Raw genomic sequence first — 15,519 nt, 5'->3', positions numbered from 1 at the left:
AGTCGTGAGTCGTTCCGAAGTCGATCACCCCCTGGGAGATGCAAGCCGGTGCCGTCAAGGCGCCGGGGCGCATGGGGAGAAGTACGGTTTCCATCCGCGAGGGATGGGAAATCTCAATCCGGCGGCAGGGTGAGCCTCCGTCCGGACTGTTAACGCTAAAAGGGAAGTCGACTACAATGTCTAAGCCCCTCGAAGGTATTAAGATCATCGATTTCACGCACGTTCAGGCTGGTCCGGCCTGCACGCAGCTTCTTGCCTGGTTCGGCGCCGACGTGATCAAGGTCGAGCGCCCCGGCGCGGGCGATGTCACGCGCTCGCAGCTGCGTCATGTCAAGGACGCCGACGCGCTGTATTTCACCATGCTGAACTCCAACAAGCGTTCGCTGACGCTCGACACCAAGACGGCGCAGGGCAAGGAAGTCCTGACCAAGCTGATCAAGGAATCGGACGTGATGGTCGAGAATTTCGGCCCCGGCGCGCTCGACCGCATGGGCTTCACCTGGGAGCACATCCAGTCGCTCAACCCGGGCATGATCCTCGCCTCGGTGAAGGGCTTCTCGGAAGGCCACGCCTATGAGGACCTGAAGGTCTATGAGAACGTCGCGCAGTGCGCGGGCGGCGCCGCCTCCACCACCGGCTTCTGGGATGGCCCCCCCACCGTGTCGGCCGCCGCTCTCGGCGATTCCAACACCGGCATGCACCTCGCCATCGGCATCCTGACCGCGCTGCACCAGAAGGTGAAGACCGGCAAGGGCCAGAAGGTCGCCGTGTCGATGCAGGATTCGGTGCTGAACCTCTGCCGCGTCAAGCTGCGCGACCAGCAGCGCCTCGACGCTCTCGGCTATCTGGAAGAATACCCCCAGTACCCGCATGGCGAGTTCTCGGACGTCGTTCCGCGCGGCGGCAATGCCGGCGGCGGTGGCCAGCCGGGCTGGGTGCTGAAGTGCAAGGGCTGGGAGACCGATCCCAACGCCTATATCTACTTCACCATTCAGGGCCATGCCTGGGCGCCGATCTGCAAGGCGCTGGGCAAGCCGGAGTGGATCGACGACGCGGCCTATAACACCGCTGAAGCGCGTCAGGACAAGATCTTCGACATCTTCGCCTTCATCGAGACCTGGCTCGCCGACAAGACGAAGTTCGAGGCCATCGACATCCTGCGCAAGTTCGACATCCCCTGCGCGCCGGTGCTGTCGATGAAGGAAATCGCCAACGACCCGTCGCTGCGCAAGAGCGGCACCGTGGTCGAGGTCGATCATCCCAAGCTCGGCAAGTACCTGACGGTCGGCTCGCCGATCAAGTTCTCGGACGTCGAGGTCGAGATCACCGCCTCGCCGCTGCTCGGCCAGCACACCAATGAAGTGCTCGCCGATCTCGGCTACTCGCAGGAAGAAATCGTCGCCCTGCACGACGCCAAGGCGGTCTGATCGCCTCGGTCTGATCGGCTATCGGAGCGGCGCCCGCGCCGCTCCTTCCCCGCAACGCGGGACCCAATCGGCCTTCCCCGTCACGCCGCGCGGCTCTGTGTGGCAGCGGGGAAGGACCACAGAGCCTCCCGGAGCAGAACGAAGGGTCTTCCCCGCGTTCGGTTCCTCCTAGGCGACTGGTGCCGGCGCTTCCCGCGCCGGCATTTTTTTGTCGGCACGCAGGTCGTCATCCCGGAAGGGCCGGCAGGCCCTATCCGGGATCGTCTAAAAGAGAGTGCTCATGCTGCGCACGATCCAGGCTCGAAGGCTGCGCCTTCGTCCCGGATGACGGCTGTTCGAAGGGAACCTTACCGCCCGGAATACTGCGTCGTCAGCCGCCGCGCCGCCTCGCGCACGCGGGCGCCGAGATCGGCGATGCGCTCGGGCGGCATGCGCACGGTCGGGGCGGAGATCGAGATCGCTCCCACCGGCTCGCGCCATTCGTCCAGCACCGCCGCCGCCACACAGCGCATGCCCGGCGTGTGCTCCTCATCGTCGATGGAAAAGCCGCGCTCGGCGATCTCGGCGAGGTCCGCCTGCAAAGCGCGCCGGCTGACATGGGTGTGCTCGGTGAAGCGCTGCAGCTGGTCGCCGCCCAGCCAGGCGCGCCGCGCCTCCGGGTTCATTGCGGAGAGAATGGCCTTACCGCCGCCCGAGGCGTGGATCGGCAGGTCGCCGCCGATGCGGAAGAAGGCGCGCACCGCCGCGTGGCTCTCCACCTGCGCGACGCAGACCAGATGCGGTCCCTCGATCAGCGACAGATTCACCGTCTCGTTCACCCCATGCGACAGCTCGCGCAGCAGCGAGCGCGCGATCTCCGGCAGCTTGCGGATGCGCAAGTAAGCCGAGCCGACGCGGAACAGGCCGATGCCGACCATCCACAGCCCCGTCGCGGCGTCGTGGCCGACCAGCCCGCGCCGCTCCAGCGTCGTCAGCAAGCGGTGCACGGTGGAGGTCGGCAGCTCGGCGGCACGCGCCACCTCGCTCAGCGTCAGCCCGTCGGAGAGGGCCAACACCTCCAAGAGCGCGATGGCGCGGTCGAGCGACTGCACCTCGCCGCCGCCCTCGGTGCCGGTGGCGGAGGAGGGGCGGCCGCGGCGGCGCACGGTCGGAACATCCTGGTTCATCCGCAGATCACCTCCGAAAATGGCGGGCGCGAACGCTCGGCCCTGCCCCAACTGCCCAGGCGACCCATCTTATGCCACCGCCCGGCCGCGTCGCGTCTGCGCATAAAGGCGCATCCGCATATTTTTCGCAAACCAGAAATACATCCCGTATTGCGGAAATAGCTCCGGCGTGGCATGTTTTCCGCGATTTCGGAAATTCATTCCGCAGTGCGGAAAGAATGATGCCGCTCCGCAGCATGCGCCCGGTTCCCTGAACCCGGCGCCGGATGAGGCGCGCGGCAGCCGGACAAACGTTTTGAACAGGTCGGAAAGGCCGGTGCCGGGCGCCGCCAGCCCCGCGAGGGGCGAGCCCCCGCCAGCCGACGACACGAGGAGGAACTGCCATGGCCAAGATGCGTGCCGTCGATGCCGCGATCCGGATTCTCGCAATGGAGGGCGTTACCACCGCCTTTGGCGTGCCCGGTGCCGCGATCAATCCGCTTTATTCCGCGATGCGCGCCTATGGCCAGACGCGCCACATCCTTGCGCGCCATGTCGAGGCCGCGTCCCACATGGCCGAAGGTTACACCCGCGCCAAGGCCGGCAATATCGGCGTGTGCATCGGCACATCAGGCCCGGCCGGCACCGACATGATCACGGGCCTCTATTCCGCCTCGGCCGATTCGATCCCGATCCTGTGCATCACCGGCCAGGCCCCGCGCGCGCGGCTCTACAAGGAAGACTTCCAGGCGGTCGACATCGAATCCATCGCCAAGCCGGTCGCCAAATGGGCGGTGCTGGTGCGCGAGCCCGCGCTGGTGCCGATGGTGTTTCAGCAGGCCTTTCACGTCATGCGCTCGGGCCGCCCCGGCCCGGTGCTGATCGACCTGCCGATCGACGTGCAGCTGGCCGAGATCGAGTTCGACGAGGAGACCTATTCCCCGCTCGAAGTCTACAAGCCCAAGGCCACGCGCAAGCAGGCCGAGAAGGCGCTGGCCATGCTGAACGAGGCCGAGCGCCCGCTCATCGTCTCGGGCGGCGGCATCATCAATGCGGACGCCTCCGACAAGCTGGTCGAGTTCGCCGAGCTGACCGGCGTGCCCGTGATCCCGACCCTGATGGGCTGGGGCACCATCCCTGACGACCACGACCTCATGGCCGGCATGTGCGGCCTGCAGACCTCGCACCGCTATGGCAACGCCAACATGCTGGCCTCGGACTTCGTGTTCGGCATCGGCAATCGCTGGGCGAACCGCCACACCGGCTCGGTCGAGGTCTACACCAAGGGCCGCAAGTTCATTCACGTCGACATCGAGCCGACCCAGATCGGCCGCGTCTTCGGGCCCGATCTCGGCATCGTCTCCGATGCCGGCGCCGCGCTCGACCTGTTCCTCGACGTCGCCCGCGAATACAAGGCCGCCGGCAAGCTGAAGGACCGCTCCGCCTGGGCCAAGGAATGCCTCGACCGCAAGAAGACCATGCTGCGCAAGACACATTTCGACAATGTGCCGCTGAAGCCCCAGCGCGTCTATGAAGAGATGAACGAGGCCTTCGGCCGCGACACCCGCTATGTCTCGACCATCGGCCTCAGCCAGATCGCCGGCGCGCAGATGCTGCATGTCTACAAGCCGCGCAACTGGATCAATTGCGGTCAGGCCGGCCCGCTCGGCTGGACCCTGCCGGCTGCGCTCGGCGTGCGCGCGGCGGACCCGGATGCGGAGATCGTGGCGCTCTCGGGCGACTACGACTTCCAGTTCCTCATCGAGGAGCTGGCGGTGGGCGCCCAGCACAAGCTGCCCTACATCCATGTGGTGGTGAACAACTCCTATCTCGGGCTGATCCGTCAGGCGCAGCGCGGCTTCAATATGGACTTTGAAGTCTCGCTCGCCTTCGACAACATCAATGCCGAGGAAAATGCCGGCTACGGCGTCGACCATGTGGCAGTGGCCGAGGGTCTCGGCTGCAAGGCGGTCCGCGTCTCCTCGCCGAACGAGTTCAAGGACGCCTTCGTCCGCGCCAAGGCGCTGATGCAGGAGCACCAGGTGCCTGTCGTGATGGAGTTCATCCTCGAGCGCGTCACCAACATCGCCATGGGCACCGAGATCGACGCGGTGAACGAGTTCGAGGACGTGCTCGACCTGCCGCTGGAAGGCGCCGCCAAGGCCTGAGAGTGGTTTCGCGCTCATGCGCGAACCGATTAGCCTTTACTTTCCTCTCCCCGTTGGGGAGAGGTCGCCGCGTAGCGGCGGGTGAGGGGAAAGCCTCCGCGCTGCGGTAGCCCCCCTCACCCCACCCCTCTCCCCGCCGGGGAGAGGGAGCCAGTCCATCTTCCGAATGCCCTAGGAGCGGTCCATGCCCCGTTTTGCCGCCAATCTCACCATGCTGTTCAACGAGGTGCCCTTCCTCGATCGTTTCGAGAAGGCCGCCGCCGCCGGCTTCACCGGCGTCGAATACCTGTTCCCCTATGATTTTCCGGTCGAGGAACTGGTCGCCAAGCTGAAGGCCAACAACCTCAAGCAGGTGCTGCACAATCTGCCCGCCGGCAATTGGGGCGGCGGCGAGCGCGGCATCGCCATCCTTCCCGAGCGCGTCGACGAGTTCCGTGCCGGCGTCGACAAGGCGATCACCTACGCCACCGCTCTGGGCTGCCCGCAGGTCAACATCCTCGCCGGCATCGTGCCCGCCGGGGCGGACCGCGAGGTGCTGCACAACACCTTCGTCAACAATCTGAAGTTCGCCGCGCCGAAGATCAAGGAAGCCGGCCTCAAGCTGCTGATCGAGCCGATCAACACGCGCGACATCCCCGGCTTCTTCCTCAACTACACCAAGCAGGCGAAGGCGATCATCGAAGAGGTCGGTTCCGACAACCTCTTCATTCAGTACGACATCTACCACATGCAGATCATGGAGGGCGATCTCGCCCGCACCATCGAGGCGAACCTCGCCCAGATCGCGCATATCCAGCTTGCCGACAATCCCGGCCGTAACGAGCCCGGCACCGGCGAGATCAACTACCCCTTCCTGTTCCGCCATCTCGACGCCATCGGCTACGAGGGCTGGGTGGGCTGCGAATACAAGCCGAAGGGCGAGACCGGGGCGGGCCTCGGCTGGCTCAAGGAACTCGCCGGCGTGGCGTGAGGCCGCGGCGGTCAAGAAACCGAATACGTCTGGGAAAACGAGGATAAGACGATGGCGAATGTTGGATTTGTCGGTCTCGGCATCATGGGCGCGCCCATGGCCGGTCATCTCATCGACGCCGGCCACACGCTCTATCTCTATGACGTCAAGCCGGTCCCGGCCGAGCTGACGGGCAAGGGCGGCGTCGCCTGCGCCAGCGGCACGGAAGTCGCCAAGAACGCCGACATCATCATCACCATGGTGCCGGATACCCCGCATGTCGCCGCCGCCCTGTTCGGCGAGAACGGCATCGCGGCTGGCCTCTCGGCCGGCAAGATCGTCGTCGACATGAGCTCGATCGCTCCGGTCGAGACCAAGGAGTTCGCCAAGAAGATCAACGAGCTCGGCTGTGACTATCTCGACGCCCCGGTATCGGGCGGCGAAGTCGGCGCCAAGGCCGCCTCGCTCACCATCATGGTCGGCGGCCCCGAGGGCGCCTTCGCCACGGTGAAGCCGCTGTTCGAGAAGATGGGCAAGAACATCACCCTCGTCGGCGGCAATGGCGATGGCCAGACCACCAAGGTCGCCAACCAGATCATCGTCGCGCTGAACATCCTCGCCGTCGGCGAGGCGCTGCTGTTCGCCTCCAAGGCGGGTGCGGACCCGGCCAAGGTGCGCCAGGCGCTGATGGGCGGATTCGCCAATTCGCGCATCCTGGAAGTCCATGGCGAGCGGATGATCAACCGCACCTTCAACCCGGGCTTCCGCATCGAGCTGCACCAGAAGGACCTGAACCTCGCCCTGAACGGCGCGCGTCAGATGCAGATGGCGCTGCCCTCGACCGCGCTGGCGCAGCAGCTTTTCAGCACCTGCGCCGCCAATGGCGGCTCGGCCTGGGATCACTCCGCCCTGGTCAAGGCTTTGGAACTGATGGCAAATCACACCGTCGCGCCGGATGCGTGACACCATCTGAATTCATAATTCAGAACGACCTTCGGGGGCGCTTGGCGCCCCCGAACTGTTTGTGGCGAGAAAAGTAAGCAATGCTGTCCGGCCAGTGAAACGCGGCACCCCGCGCCGTCTTTTGCGTATTCATTCAGACAATTGTTCTGGCCTATACACCGTGGACAAGCCGGTCCCTCGCGAAGTAACTTAAGTGACACGTCGCAAACACGCCCCGCGAGGAAATGCGAAGCGGCTAAACATGCGCGACGTTTTATCACGCCCGTGCCTTCGCTCTTGACTAGGGGCTCATCGCACCTAATCATGGCATACAAAATACCAAACAAAATCCGGGCACCGCGGGGGTAGCCTGGATATAGGAGGGAGTCCCATGAAGGTCTGCATCTATGGTGCCGGCGCGATCGGCGGTTATGTCGGTGTTCAGCTCAAGCGGGCGGGCGTCGATGTCAGCCTCGTTGCCCGTGGCGCCCATCTCGAGGCCATGAAGAAGAACGGCCTCAAGCTGCTCATCGACGGCGAGGAGCGTGTCGAGCACATTCCCTGCTCCGACAACCCGGCCGAGCTTGGCCCGCAGGACTATGTCATCGTCGCCCTCAAGGCCCATTCGGTGCCGGGCGTGGTCGATGCCATGCAGCCGCTGCTGGGCAACGACACCGCCGTGGTCACCGCCGTCAACGGCGTGCCCTACTGGTACTATTATAAGCATGGCGACCATCTGGAGAACAAGACGCTGGAGAGCGTCGATCCCGGTGGCAAGCAGTGGGCCGGCCTGCGCCCCGAACGCGCCATCGGCTGCATCGTCTATCCCGCCACCGAAGTGGTCGAGCCGGGCGTCATCAAGCACGTCTATGGCGACAAGTTCCCGCTGGGCGAGCCCTCCGGCGAGATCACCGAGCGCGCCACCAAGCTGTCGGAGGCCTTCGCGGCCGGCGGCATGCGCGCGCCCGTCCTGCCCAACATCCGCGACGAGCTGTGGCTGAAGCTGTGGGGCAATCTCTGCTTCAACCCGATCAGCGCCCTCACCCACGCCACGCTCGACGTGATCGCCTCCGATCCCGGCACCCGCGCCGTGGCCAAGGCGATGATGCTTGAGGCGCAGGAAATCGCCGTCCAGTCCGGCGTGAACTTCCGCGTCGGCGTCGAGCGCCGCATCGATGGCGCGGGCGCGGTCGGCGCGCACAAGACCTCGATGCTGCAGGATCTCGAACGGTCCCGCGCCATGGAGATCGACGCGCTGGTGACAGTGGTCCAGGAAATGGGCCGCCTCGCCGGAATTCCGACCCCGACCCTCGACGTCGTGCTCGCCCTGGTTCGCCAGCGCGCGCAGATCGCCGGCTGCTACAACTGAGTTCGGCGACACATGGCACACTGGGTTCGTTACCAGCGCTCGGGCGCTGCCGGCTTCGGCACGCTTGAGGGCAATACCATCACCGTCCACAGCGGCGACATGTTCAATGGCGCCACGCCGACCGGAGAGCGCATCGCGCTCTCCGAGGTCGATCTCCTCGCCCCGACGGAGCCGACCAAGATCATCGCGCTGTGGAACAACTTCCATGCCCTGGCGGCGAAGCTTAATTCGCCCGTTCCGGCCGATCCGCTCTATCTGCTGAAAGCCAGCTCCTGCCTCACCAATCCGGGCGCCACCGTGCACCGGCCGGCCTCCTATGACGGCAAGGTCGTCTATGAGGGCGAACTCGGCATCGTCATCGGCAAGAAGGCAACCGCCGTCTCCGAGGACGAGGCCGGCGCGTACATCTTCGGCTACACCTGCGTCAACGACATCACCGCCGCCGACATCATCAACAAGGACGCCACCTTCGCCCAATGGGTGCGGGCCAAGAGCTTCGACGGCTTCGGCCCGTTCGGGCCCGTGGTGGCGACCGATGTCGATCCGGCAACGCTCGTCGTCTGCACCGTGCTCAATGGCGACGAGCGCCAGCGCTACCCGATCAGCGACATGGTGTTCTCGGCCCATCAGCTGGTGAGCCGCATTTCGCACGATATGACGCTGAACCCCGGCGACATCATCTGCTGCGGCACGTCGGTGGGAGTCGGCGTGATGAAGGCCCCGACCAACACGGTGGACATCGTGATCGAGGGCATCGGGACGCTCAGCAACACATTCGTGCAGTAGCGGCATAGGGTGTCTGCGTTTCGGCGCAGTAGCGTCTTGGCGCGTCTGCGCCTATAGGGAAATAGGATACGCCAATCGACGGGAGAGCCTTCGGCAGCTCTCCCGACCGTCCGGTTGTGGAGGAGCGGATTTAATGAACATCCATGAATATCAGGCCAAGGGAGTCCTGCGCGAATACGGGGTCCCGGTGCCGAATGGCGTCGCCATTGTCGACGCCGCCGAGGCGGACGCCGCAGCGGCCAAGGTCGCCGGCCCCGTCTGGGTGGTGAAGAGCCAGATCCACGCCGGCGGGCGCGGCAAGGGCAAGTTCAAGGAAGCCGATGCGGGCGAGAAGGGTGGCGTGCGCGTCGTCAAGTCCGCCGCCGAGGCCGCCGCCAATGCCAAGCAGATTCTCGGCAAGACCCTCGTGACCATCCAGACCGGCCCGGCCGGCAAGCAGGTCAACCGGGTCTATATCGAGGAAGGCTCCGAGATCGAGAAGGAGTTCTACCTCTCCGCCCTGGTCGACCGCGCCACCTCGCGCGTCGCCTTCGTCGTGTCCACCGAAGGCGGCATGGACATCGAGGAAGTCGCCCACTCGACCCCTGAGAAGATCCACACCTTCTCGATCGACCCGGCCACCGGCGTGATGCCCCATCACGGCCGTACCGTCGCCCAGGCGCTCGGCCTCACCGGCGACCTCGCCAAGCAGGCGGGCGACATCGTCTCCAAGCTCTATGCCGCCTTCATCGGCAAGGACATGGCGATGCTGGAGATCAACCCGCTGGTCGTCACCAAGGACGGCAAGCTGAAGTGCCTCGACGCCAAGATCTCCTTCGATTCCAACTCGCTCTACCGCCATGCCGATGTCGTCGCCCTGCGCGACGAGACCGAGGAAGACGCCAAGGAAATCGAAGCGTCGAAATATGACCTCGCCTATATCGCGCTCGACGGCTCGATCGGCTGCATGGTCAACGGCGCGGGCCTGGCCATGGCCACGCTCGACATCATCAAGCTCTACGGCGAAGAGCCCGCCAACTTCCTCGACGTCGGCGGCGGCGCCACGGAAGAGAAGGTGACGGCGGCGTTCCAGATCATCACCTCGGACCCGAGCGTGAAGGGTATCCTGGTCAACATCTTCGGCGGCATCATGAAGTGCGACGTCATCGCGCGCGGCGTCATCGCCGCGGTGAAGACGGTCGGGCTCAAGGTTCCGCTGGTGGTGCGCCTCGAAGGCACCAATGTCGAGGAAGGCAAGACCATCATCCGCGAGAGCGGCCTGAACGTCATCCCGGCGGACGACCTCGACGACGCCGCCCAGAAGATCGTCAAGGCTGTGCAGGGAGCCGCCTGATGTCCATTCTCATCAACAAGAACACCAAGATCATCACCCAGGGCTTCACCGGCAAGAACGGCACCTTCCACTCCGAGCAGGCCATGGCCTATGGCTCGCAGGTGGTCGGCGGCACCTCGCCGGGCAAGGGTGGCTCGGTCCATCTCGGCCTGCCGGTGTTCGACACCGTCGCCGAAGCGCGCGAGAAGACCGGCGCCGATGCCTCGGTGATCTATGTCCCGCCCCCGGGCGCGGCGGATGCCATCTGCGAGGCGATCGCGGCGGAAATCCCGCTCATCGTTTGCATCACCGAGGGCATTCCGGTGCTCGACATGGTGAAGGTGCGCCGGGCGCTGGACGCTTCCAAGTCCCGCCTCGTCGGCCCCAACTGCCCCGGCATCGTCACCGCCGGCGAGTGCAAGATCGGCATCATGCCGGCCAACATCTTCAAGAAAGGCTCGGTCGGCGTCGTCTCGCGCTCGGGCACGCTGACCTATGAGGCGGTGTTCCAGACCTCCCAGGAGGGCCTGGGCCAGACCACCGCTGTCGGCATTGGCGGCGATCCGGTCAAGGGCACCGAGTTCATCGACATGCTGGAGATGTTCCTGGCCGATGACGCCACCGAATCGATCGTCATGATCGGCGAGATCGGCGGCTCGGCCGAGGAAGAAGCGGCGCAGTTCATCAAGGACGAAGCCAAGCGCGGCCGCAAGAAGCCGATGGTCGGCTTCATCGCCGGCCGCACGGCGCCTCCCGGCCGTCGCATGGGCCATGCCGGCGCCATCATTTCCGGCGGCAAGGGCGGCGCCGAGGACAAGATCGCGGCGATGGAAGAGGCCGGGATCGTGGTCTCCCCCTCCCCCGCGCGCCTCGGCAAGACGCTGGTCGAGGTCCTGAAGGGCCGCGCCGCCGCCTGATCCCTCAGGCAGGCCTGCAACACAAAGCCCCGTGGCAGCGATGCCGCGGGGCTTTTTACATGTCAGGCCGGGTAGCATTCCGGCGCCAATGCCGCCGTCTCTTCCTCGCCCAGCAGTTCCACCGCCAGGATGGTGATCAGGGCATGGCCGAGGATGAGAAGCGGAAGGAGGGGGTAAACCGACTGCAACATGCGCCTCTCCGATCGAGATTGCTGCGACGCAACATACGAAAGGGTCGACACCTCTGGTATACCTAATGCCAAATACCACCCTTGCACCGAACGCATGACATTACCCCTGCGGAAGAGTGGGCGCCCGCAGCGCCGATCACCGCGCGCAACAAAAAAGGGGGAGCGTGGCGCTCCCCCTGATAAGCCGTCCAAAAAAGCAGGCGTGAACCGTCAATTGGCCTTCTGCGCCGGACCGACCGGCAGGCCCCAGGCCGTGAACGCCTCGCGGAACGCCTCGTCGCCCGCCCCGCCCTTTTCCAGAACCAGGATGGCGCGGCGGCCATTCTCGAACACCAGCGGCAGGTCGAGCCAGTTACGGGTGATGATGAAGCCGAGATTGCGCTGCACATCCGTCGGCAGCGAGGACAGGCCGACCAGGAAATAGTTCGGCGCCACCCGCACGGCGAGGCCGACCAGCGGCGCCCCCTGAGCGCCTTCGGAGGCCTTGGCCCGCATGCCCGGCACGCTGGAAATATTTCCAAGATCGAAGCCGGGCGGCAGCTTGAACTGCACTTCGAGAATGTGCGAGGCCGGAATCGAGGGATCCTGATTGCGGCGGAAGGTCAGGACGGCGCTGACATTGCGGGCCGGGATCGAGATTTCCGCCCGCACGCCAATATCAGCCGGCTGGCCGTCGCTGGCGCTGGCGCTCTCCGTGCTCCACTCGACCGTGCCGACATATTGCTGCAGGCCCTGCTCGCCGCCGCCGGGGCTCTCCTCGAACAGCACGGCGCGCTGGTCGGCACCGATCGCGGCGGCGCCGGCAGGGCTGCTGGCGACAGGCGGCGCGCTCGACGCCGCCGGGGCGGCGGCATCGTCCGCCTGAACGATTCGGTCGGTCGATTTGGGCGCATCGCTGGGCGCGGGGGTCGCGGGAGCCTTGGCAGTGGACGAGGAGGTGCCACTGCTCGCCCCATTGATCAGCCCGACAATGGTTTCACGCTGGGTATAGCCGACGACGCCACCGGCGATCAGCAGCAGAACGAAGACAAGCACGGCCACGAGACGGCCGCGTCCGCCTTGCGCGGGCGGCGCCTCGGCGGCGGGGGGCACGTCAGCCGGCGGCTCCTCGCCCTGATGGGCAGCTTCCTCGGCTTCACGCTCGCGCACCAGCCTTGTGGCTTCGCGGCGCCAGTCGGATGAGCCGCCGGCGCTGCGGGGAGGCTCCAGCCCGGCGGCGACCGCCTCGGCTTCCGTCGGATGGAAACCCGTCGTCGGCTCGGCGGCACGCTCCAGCGGCCGCTCCGGCGCACGCGGGAAAGCGGCGGCGGGGGGCGCGGCAGCGGGAAAATTCGATGGCGGCAGCGGCGAGGCCGTCAGCGGCGCCCGCGGGGCGGGCGGCGCGGGCACGGGCGCCGGGGGCACCGGCGCGGAGGCGGCCGGGGGCGGCGCGGCAGCATACGGCGCGGCAGGCACCGGTGCCGCCGGCGGCGGGCTCAGGGGGCGGGCCGGCGGCAGGCTGGCCGGTGGCGGCGGCGTCCCCGTGCCGTATTCGGCCTCCACCCGGCCGATCGCCGTCTCCAGCGCCTGCTGCTCGCGGGCGACATCGGACTCGGAGAGCGGCGGGTCGACGGCGGTCAGCTGGGCGAGAAGCGCCCGCCGTGCCCGCTCATAGACAGCCTTGCGCGACTCCCCGGTCTTGTCGGGGAGGCCGCCAATGGCGCGGGCGATGAGCGGGTAGTAATCGGCCATGGGGAGCGATCGGGTCCGGGGTGGAACGTCAGGATTCGAAAGGGTTCTGCACGAGAATCGTATCATCCCGCTCGGGGCTGGTGGACAGCAAAGCCACCGGGCAGCCGATCAGTTCCTCGATAAGGCGCACATACTTGACCGCCTCGGCCGGCAGGTCGGCCCAGGAGCGGGCGCCCGCCGTCGATTCGGTCCAGCCCTCAATGCTCACATAGACCGGCTCCACCCGCGCCTGGGCGTCCTGCCCGGCGGGGAAATAGTCGATCTCCTGCCCGTCGAGCCGGTAGCGCGTGCAAATCTTCAGCTCGTCAAAGCCGTCGAGCACGTCGAGCTTGGTCAGCGCGATGCCGTTGATGCCTGACGTGCGCACCGTCTGGCGCACCAGCGTCGCGTCGAACCAGCCGCAGCGGCGCGGACGCCCGGTGACGGTGCCGAATTCGCGGCCGCGCTCGCCGATCCGGCGACCGGTGTCGTCGTGCAGTTCGGTCGGGAACGGGCCCTCGCCAACGCGGGTGGTGTAGGCCTTGGTGATACCAAGCACATAGCCGATAGCGCCCGGCCCGAGGCCGGAGCCGGTGGCCGCCTGCGCCGCCACCGTGTTGGACGAGGTGACGAAGGGATAGGTGCCGTGGTCGACATCGAGCAGCGCGCCCTGCGCGCCCTCGAACAGGATCTTGGCGCCGCGCCGGCGCTCATCGTCGAGCAGCGCCCAGGCACGGTCCATATAGGGCAGAACCTTCGGCGCGATCTCGGTCAGCTCGTCGCGCAGCCGGGCGCCGTCCACTTCCTCGATGCCGAGGCCGCGCCGCAGCGCGTTGTGATGCGCCAGCAGGCGATCGATCTTGCCGTCGAGCGTGCCGGGCGAGGCGAGGTCGACAAGGCGGATGGCGCGCCGGCCGACCTTGTCCTCATAGGCCGGGCCGATGCCGCGCTTGGTGGTGCCGATCTTGGTGCCGACGGAAGCGTTCTCGCGGATCGCGTCCAGCTCGCGGTGCAGCGGCAGGATGAGCGCGACATTCTCCGCCACGCGCAGCCGCTCGGGCGTCACCTCGATGCCCTGCCCGGTGATGCGGGTGATCTCGTCGACCAGCGCCCACGGGTCCAGCACCACGCCATTGCCGATGATCGACAGACGGGCGCCGCGCACCACGCCGGACGGCAGCAGCGACAATTTGTAGGTCTTGTCGCCGACGACCAGCGTATGGCCGGCATTATGGCCGCCCTGGAAGCGGACGACGACGTCCGCCTGCTCGCTGAGCCAATCGACAATCTTGCCCTTACCCTCGTCGCCCCACTGGGAACCGACGACGACCACATTCGCCACGAGCCACGCTCCTGCATTGCGAGGCGGGGTGCGGCGGCGTGCCGTGCCCGCGCACAGACAAAGCCCCGGCGAAACGTCCGACCGGGGCTGCATCGTCTTAAGGGATGACACAGGGAGAGGCAAGAACGCCGGCACCGCCCGCGATGCGGTGCACACGTTGCAGGCCGCCGGGCGGCAATGGCAGGGCGGTATTGCGAGCCTGCAATCATCTGCCGATTGCAGCTGCGCCGGTGCTGCACGACCTTAGGAGCATCGAATGCCGCCGCCGTGAGGAACCGTCATGACAAGCACCGCCATCGCCCATCCTCCTTCCGCCAGCCCGGCGCCCACCCTGCCGGCCGGCCTGCGCATGGGCGCGGTGCGCCTGCGCGTACGTGACGCGGCGCACTCGGCCGCCTTTTACACCGGCACGGTGGGGCTTTCGCTTCTCGGCACCAATGCCGATGGCAGCCTGCGCCTGGGGGTCGGCGGCGAAACGCTGATCGAACTGGTCGGCGCCCCCGGTGCCGGCCTGCGCCCGCGCGGCACCACCGGCCTGTTCCACGTCGCCCTGTTGGTCCCGGACCGCCCGGCCCTCGCCATCGTGCTGCGCCGGCTGGTCGCGAAGGGCGTGCGGCTCGGCGCCTCCGACCATCTGGTGAGCGAGGCGCTCTATCTCGACGACCCCGACGGCAATGGCATCGAGATCTACCGCGACCGGCCGGAAAGCGACTGGCGCTGGGACGATGTGACGGTCGAGATGGCGACCCAGCCGCTGGACCTGCGCAAGCTGCTGGCCGACACCCCCGAGGACGTGCCGCTCGACGCGCCGATGCCGGAGGGCACGCGCGTCGGCCATGTGCATCTGCAGGTCGGCGATCTCGCCGGCGCCCGCCGCTTCTATGTCGAGCAGCTCGGATTCGCGGTGACCACCGATCGCTATCCCGGCGCGCTGTTCGTCAGCGCCGGCGGCTATCACCACCATCTGGGGCTGAACATCTGGCAGAGCCGGGGCGGCGGCCCGGCCCCTTCGGGCAGCACCGGCCTGGTCGAGTTCGAGGTGCTGCTGCCGGATGCAGCGGCGGTCGAGGCGGTGCGGGCACGGCTGGCGGCGGCGGGCGAGACGATCACGCCGCTGGCGCAGGGCTTCGCCGTCGCCGATCCCTGGGGCACAAGGCTGCACATCCGCGCCGGGGCGTGAAGCCCGGCACTCCCCGCCCCCTCTTCGCCCCCACGCATCGACGACGCGCGGGGATGGATCAGAAGATTTCATGGACGCGCC

Annotated in this window: 13 protein-coding genes; 9 read left to right on the top strand and 4 right to left on the bottom strand. The window is 66.8% G+C overall.

Features of this window, described 5'->3' with window-relative positions; translation table 11 throughout:
* Nucleotides 1-176 precede the first annotated feature (176 nt).
* Nucleotides 177-1,427 carry a formyl-CoA transferase gene (frc, locus tag J2S76_RS14950; protein WP_307061485.1) on the top strand — a complete coding sequence of 417 codons (1,251 nt, stop codon included), beginning with the start codon at nucleotides 177-179 and terminating at the stop codon, nucleotides 1,425-1,427.
* A 347-nt stretch (nucleotides 1,428-1,774) separates the two neighbouring features.
* Here the strand turns inward: frc and J2S76_RS14945 are convergent, their stop codons facing one another.
* Nucleotides 1,775-2,593: an IclR family transcriptional regulator gene (locus tag J2S76_RS14945; RefSeq protein ID WP_307061483.1), complete on the bottom strand. Its 819-nt coding sequence runs from the start codon at nucleotides 2,591-2,593 to the stop codon at nucleotides 1,775-1,777.
* Nucleotides 2,594-2,976: 383 nt separating this feature from the next.
* On the opposite strand from J2S76_RS14945, the gene gcl reads away from it, so the two are divergent.
* The 7 genes from gcl to sucD all read left to right on the top strand — a co-directional run bounded on the left by gcl (nucleotide 2,977) and on the right by sucD (nucleotide 11,015).
* Nucleotides 2,977-4,740 carry a glyoxylate carboligase gene (gene gcl / locus J2S76_RS14940; RefSeq protein WP_307061482.1) on the top strand — a complete coding sequence of 588 codons (1,764 nt, stop codon included), beginning with the start codon at nucleotides 2,977-2,979 and terminating at the stop codon, nucleotides 4,738-4,740.
* A 184-nt stretch (nucleotides 4,741-4,924) separates the two neighbouring features.
* The gene (otnI, locus tag J2S76_RS14935) at nucleotides 4,925-5,710 is read left to right on the top strand and encodes a 2-oxo-tetronate isomerase (RefSeq protein WP_307061480.1); all 786 of its coding nucleotides are present in this window, start codon (nucleotides 4,925-4,927) and stop codon (nucleotides 5,708-5,710) included.
* 51 nt (nucleotides 5,711-5,761) lie between these two features.
* The gene (locus tag J2S76_RS14930) at nucleotides 5,762-6,652 is read left to right on the top strand and encodes a 2-hydroxy-3-oxopropionate reductase (protein ID WP_018387636.1); all 891 of its coding nucleotides are present in this window, start codon (nucleotides 5,762-5,764) and stop codon (nucleotides 6,650-6,652) included.
* A gap of 370 nt (nucleotides 6,653-7,022) precedes the next feature.
* Nucleotides 7,023-8,000, top strand: coding sequence for a 2-dehydropantoate 2-reductase (locus J2S76_RS14925; protein WP_018387637.1), 978 nt, complete (start codon nucleotides 7,023-7,025; stop codon nucleotides 7,998-8,000).
* A 12-nt stretch (nucleotides 8,001-8,012) separates the two neighbouring features.
* Nucleotides 8,013-8,786, top strand: a complete 774-nt coding sequence (locus tag J2S76_RS14920; RefSeq protein ID WP_307061478.1) for a fumarylacetoacetate hydrolase family protein — start codon at nucleotides 8,013-8,015, stop codon at nucleotides 8,784-8,786.
* 133 nt (nucleotides 8,787-8,919) lie between these two features.
* Complete coding sequence (gene sucC, locus J2S76_RS14915) at nucleotides 8,920-10,119, top strand: ADP-forming succinate--CoA ligase subunit beta (RefSeq protein ID WP_307061476.1); 1,200 nt, start codon at nucleotides 8,920-8,922, stop codon at nucleotides 10,117-10,119.
* Entirely contained in the window at nucleotides 10,119-11,015 is an 897-nt protein-coding gene (gene sucD, locus J2S76_RS14910; RefSeq protein ID WP_307061474.1) for a succinate--CoA ligase subunit alpha, read from the top strand. Before sucC ends, sucD begins: the two co-directional genes overlap by 1 nt.
* A gap of 62 nt (nucleotides 11,016-11,077) precedes the next feature.
* Here sucD and J2S76_RS14905 read toward each other — a convergent pair whose 3' ends face one another.
* The 3 genes from J2S76_RS14905 to J2S76_RS14895 all read right to left on the bottom strand — a co-directional run bounded on the left by J2S76_RS14905 (nucleotide 11,078) and on the right by J2S76_RS14895 (nucleotide 14,258).
* Entirely contained in the window at nucleotides 11,078-11,206 is a 129-nt protein-coding gene (locus tag J2S76_RS14905) for a hypothetical protein (protein WP_018387641.1), read from the bottom strand.
* Between the two features lie 210 nt (nucleotides 11,207-11,416).
* On the bottom strand, nucleotides 11,417-12,937 hold the full coding sequence (locus J2S76_RS14900) for a hypothetical protein (protein ID WP_307061471.1): 1,521 nt from the start codon (nucleotides 12,935-12,937) through the stop codon (nucleotides 11,417-11,419).
* Nucleotides 12,938-12,965: 28 nt separating this feature from the next.
* A complete protein-coding gene (locus J2S76_RS14895) occupies nucleotides 12,966-14,258 on the bottom strand; it encodes an adenylosuccinate synthase (protein ID WP_307061468.1) in 1,293 nt (430 codons plus the stop codon).
* Between the two features lie 280 nt (nucleotides 14,259-14,538).
* On the opposite strand from J2S76_RS14895, the gene J2S76_RS14890 reads away from it, so the two are divergent.
* Nucleotides 14,539-15,438, top strand: a complete 900-nt coding sequence (locus J2S76_RS14890) for a VOC family protein (RefSeq protein ID WP_307061466.1) — start codon at nucleotides 14,539-14,541, stop codon at nucleotides 15,436-15,438.
* Nucleotides 15,439-15,519 lie beyond the last annotated feature (81 nt).

It is taken from the genome of Ancylobacter vacuolatus, from assembly GCF_030813595.1.
In the GTDB taxonomy this organism is placed as follows: domain Bacteria; phylum Pseudomonadota; class Alphaproteobacteria; order Rhizobiales; family Xanthobacteraceae; genus Ancylobacter; species Ancylobacter vacuolatus.
This window is presented reverse-complemented; position numbering and strand designations above follow the sequence as displayed.

What these genes read in the sequence shown, in the direction of transcription:
- J2S76_RS14930 (WP_018387636.1), top strand. Translation starts at nt 5,762, where the DNA reads ATGGCGAATGTTGGATTTGTCGGTCTCGGCATCATGGGCGCGCCCATG.
- J2S76_RS14890 (WP_307061466.1), top strand. Translation starts at nt 14,539, where the DNA reads ATGACAAGCACCGCCATCGCCCATCCTCCTTCCGCCAGCCCGGCGCCC.
- J2S76_RS14925 (WP_018387637.1), top strand. Translation starts at nt 7,023, where the DNA reads ATGAAGGTCTGCATCTATGGTGCCGGCGCGATCGGCGGTTATGTCGGT.
- frc (WP_307061485.1), top strand. Translation starts at nt 177, where the DNA reads ATGTCTAAGCCCCTCGAAGGTATTAAGATCATCGATTTCACGCACGTT.
- J2S76_RS14945 (WP_307061483.1), bottom strand. Translation starts at nt 2,593, where the DNA reads ATGAACCAGGATGTTCCGACCGTGCGCCGCCGCGGCCGCCCCTCCTCC.
- J2S76_RS14905 (WP_018387641.1), bottom strand. Translation starts at nt 11,206, where the DNA reads ATGTTGCAGTCGGTTTACCCCCTCCTTCCGCTTCTCATCCTCGGCCAT.
- J2S76_RS14920 (WP_307061478.1), top strand. Translation starts at nt 8,013, where the DNA reads ATGGCACACTGGGTTCGTTACCAGCGCTCGGGCGCTGCCGGCTTCGGC.
- otnI (WP_307061480.1), top strand. Translation starts at nt 4,925, where the DNA reads ATGCCCCGTTTTGCCGCCAATCTCACCATGCTGTTCAACGAGGTGCCC.
- sucD (WP_307061474.1), top strand. Translation starts at nt 10,119, where the DNA reads ATGTCCATTCTCATCAACAAGAACACCAAGATCATCACCCAGGGCTTC.
- gcl (WP_307061482.1), top strand. Translation starts at nt 2,977, where the DNA reads ATGGCCAAGATGCGTGCCGTCGATGCCGCGATCCGGATTCTCGCAATG.
- J2S76_RS14900 (WP_307061471.1), bottom strand. Translation starts at nt 12,937, where the DNA reads ATGGCCGATTACTACCCGCTCATCGCCCGCGCCATTGGCGGCCTCCCC.
- sucC (WP_307061476.1), top strand. Translation starts at nt 8,920, where the DNA reads ATGAACATCCATGAATATCAGGCCAAGGGAGTCCTGCGCGAATACGGG.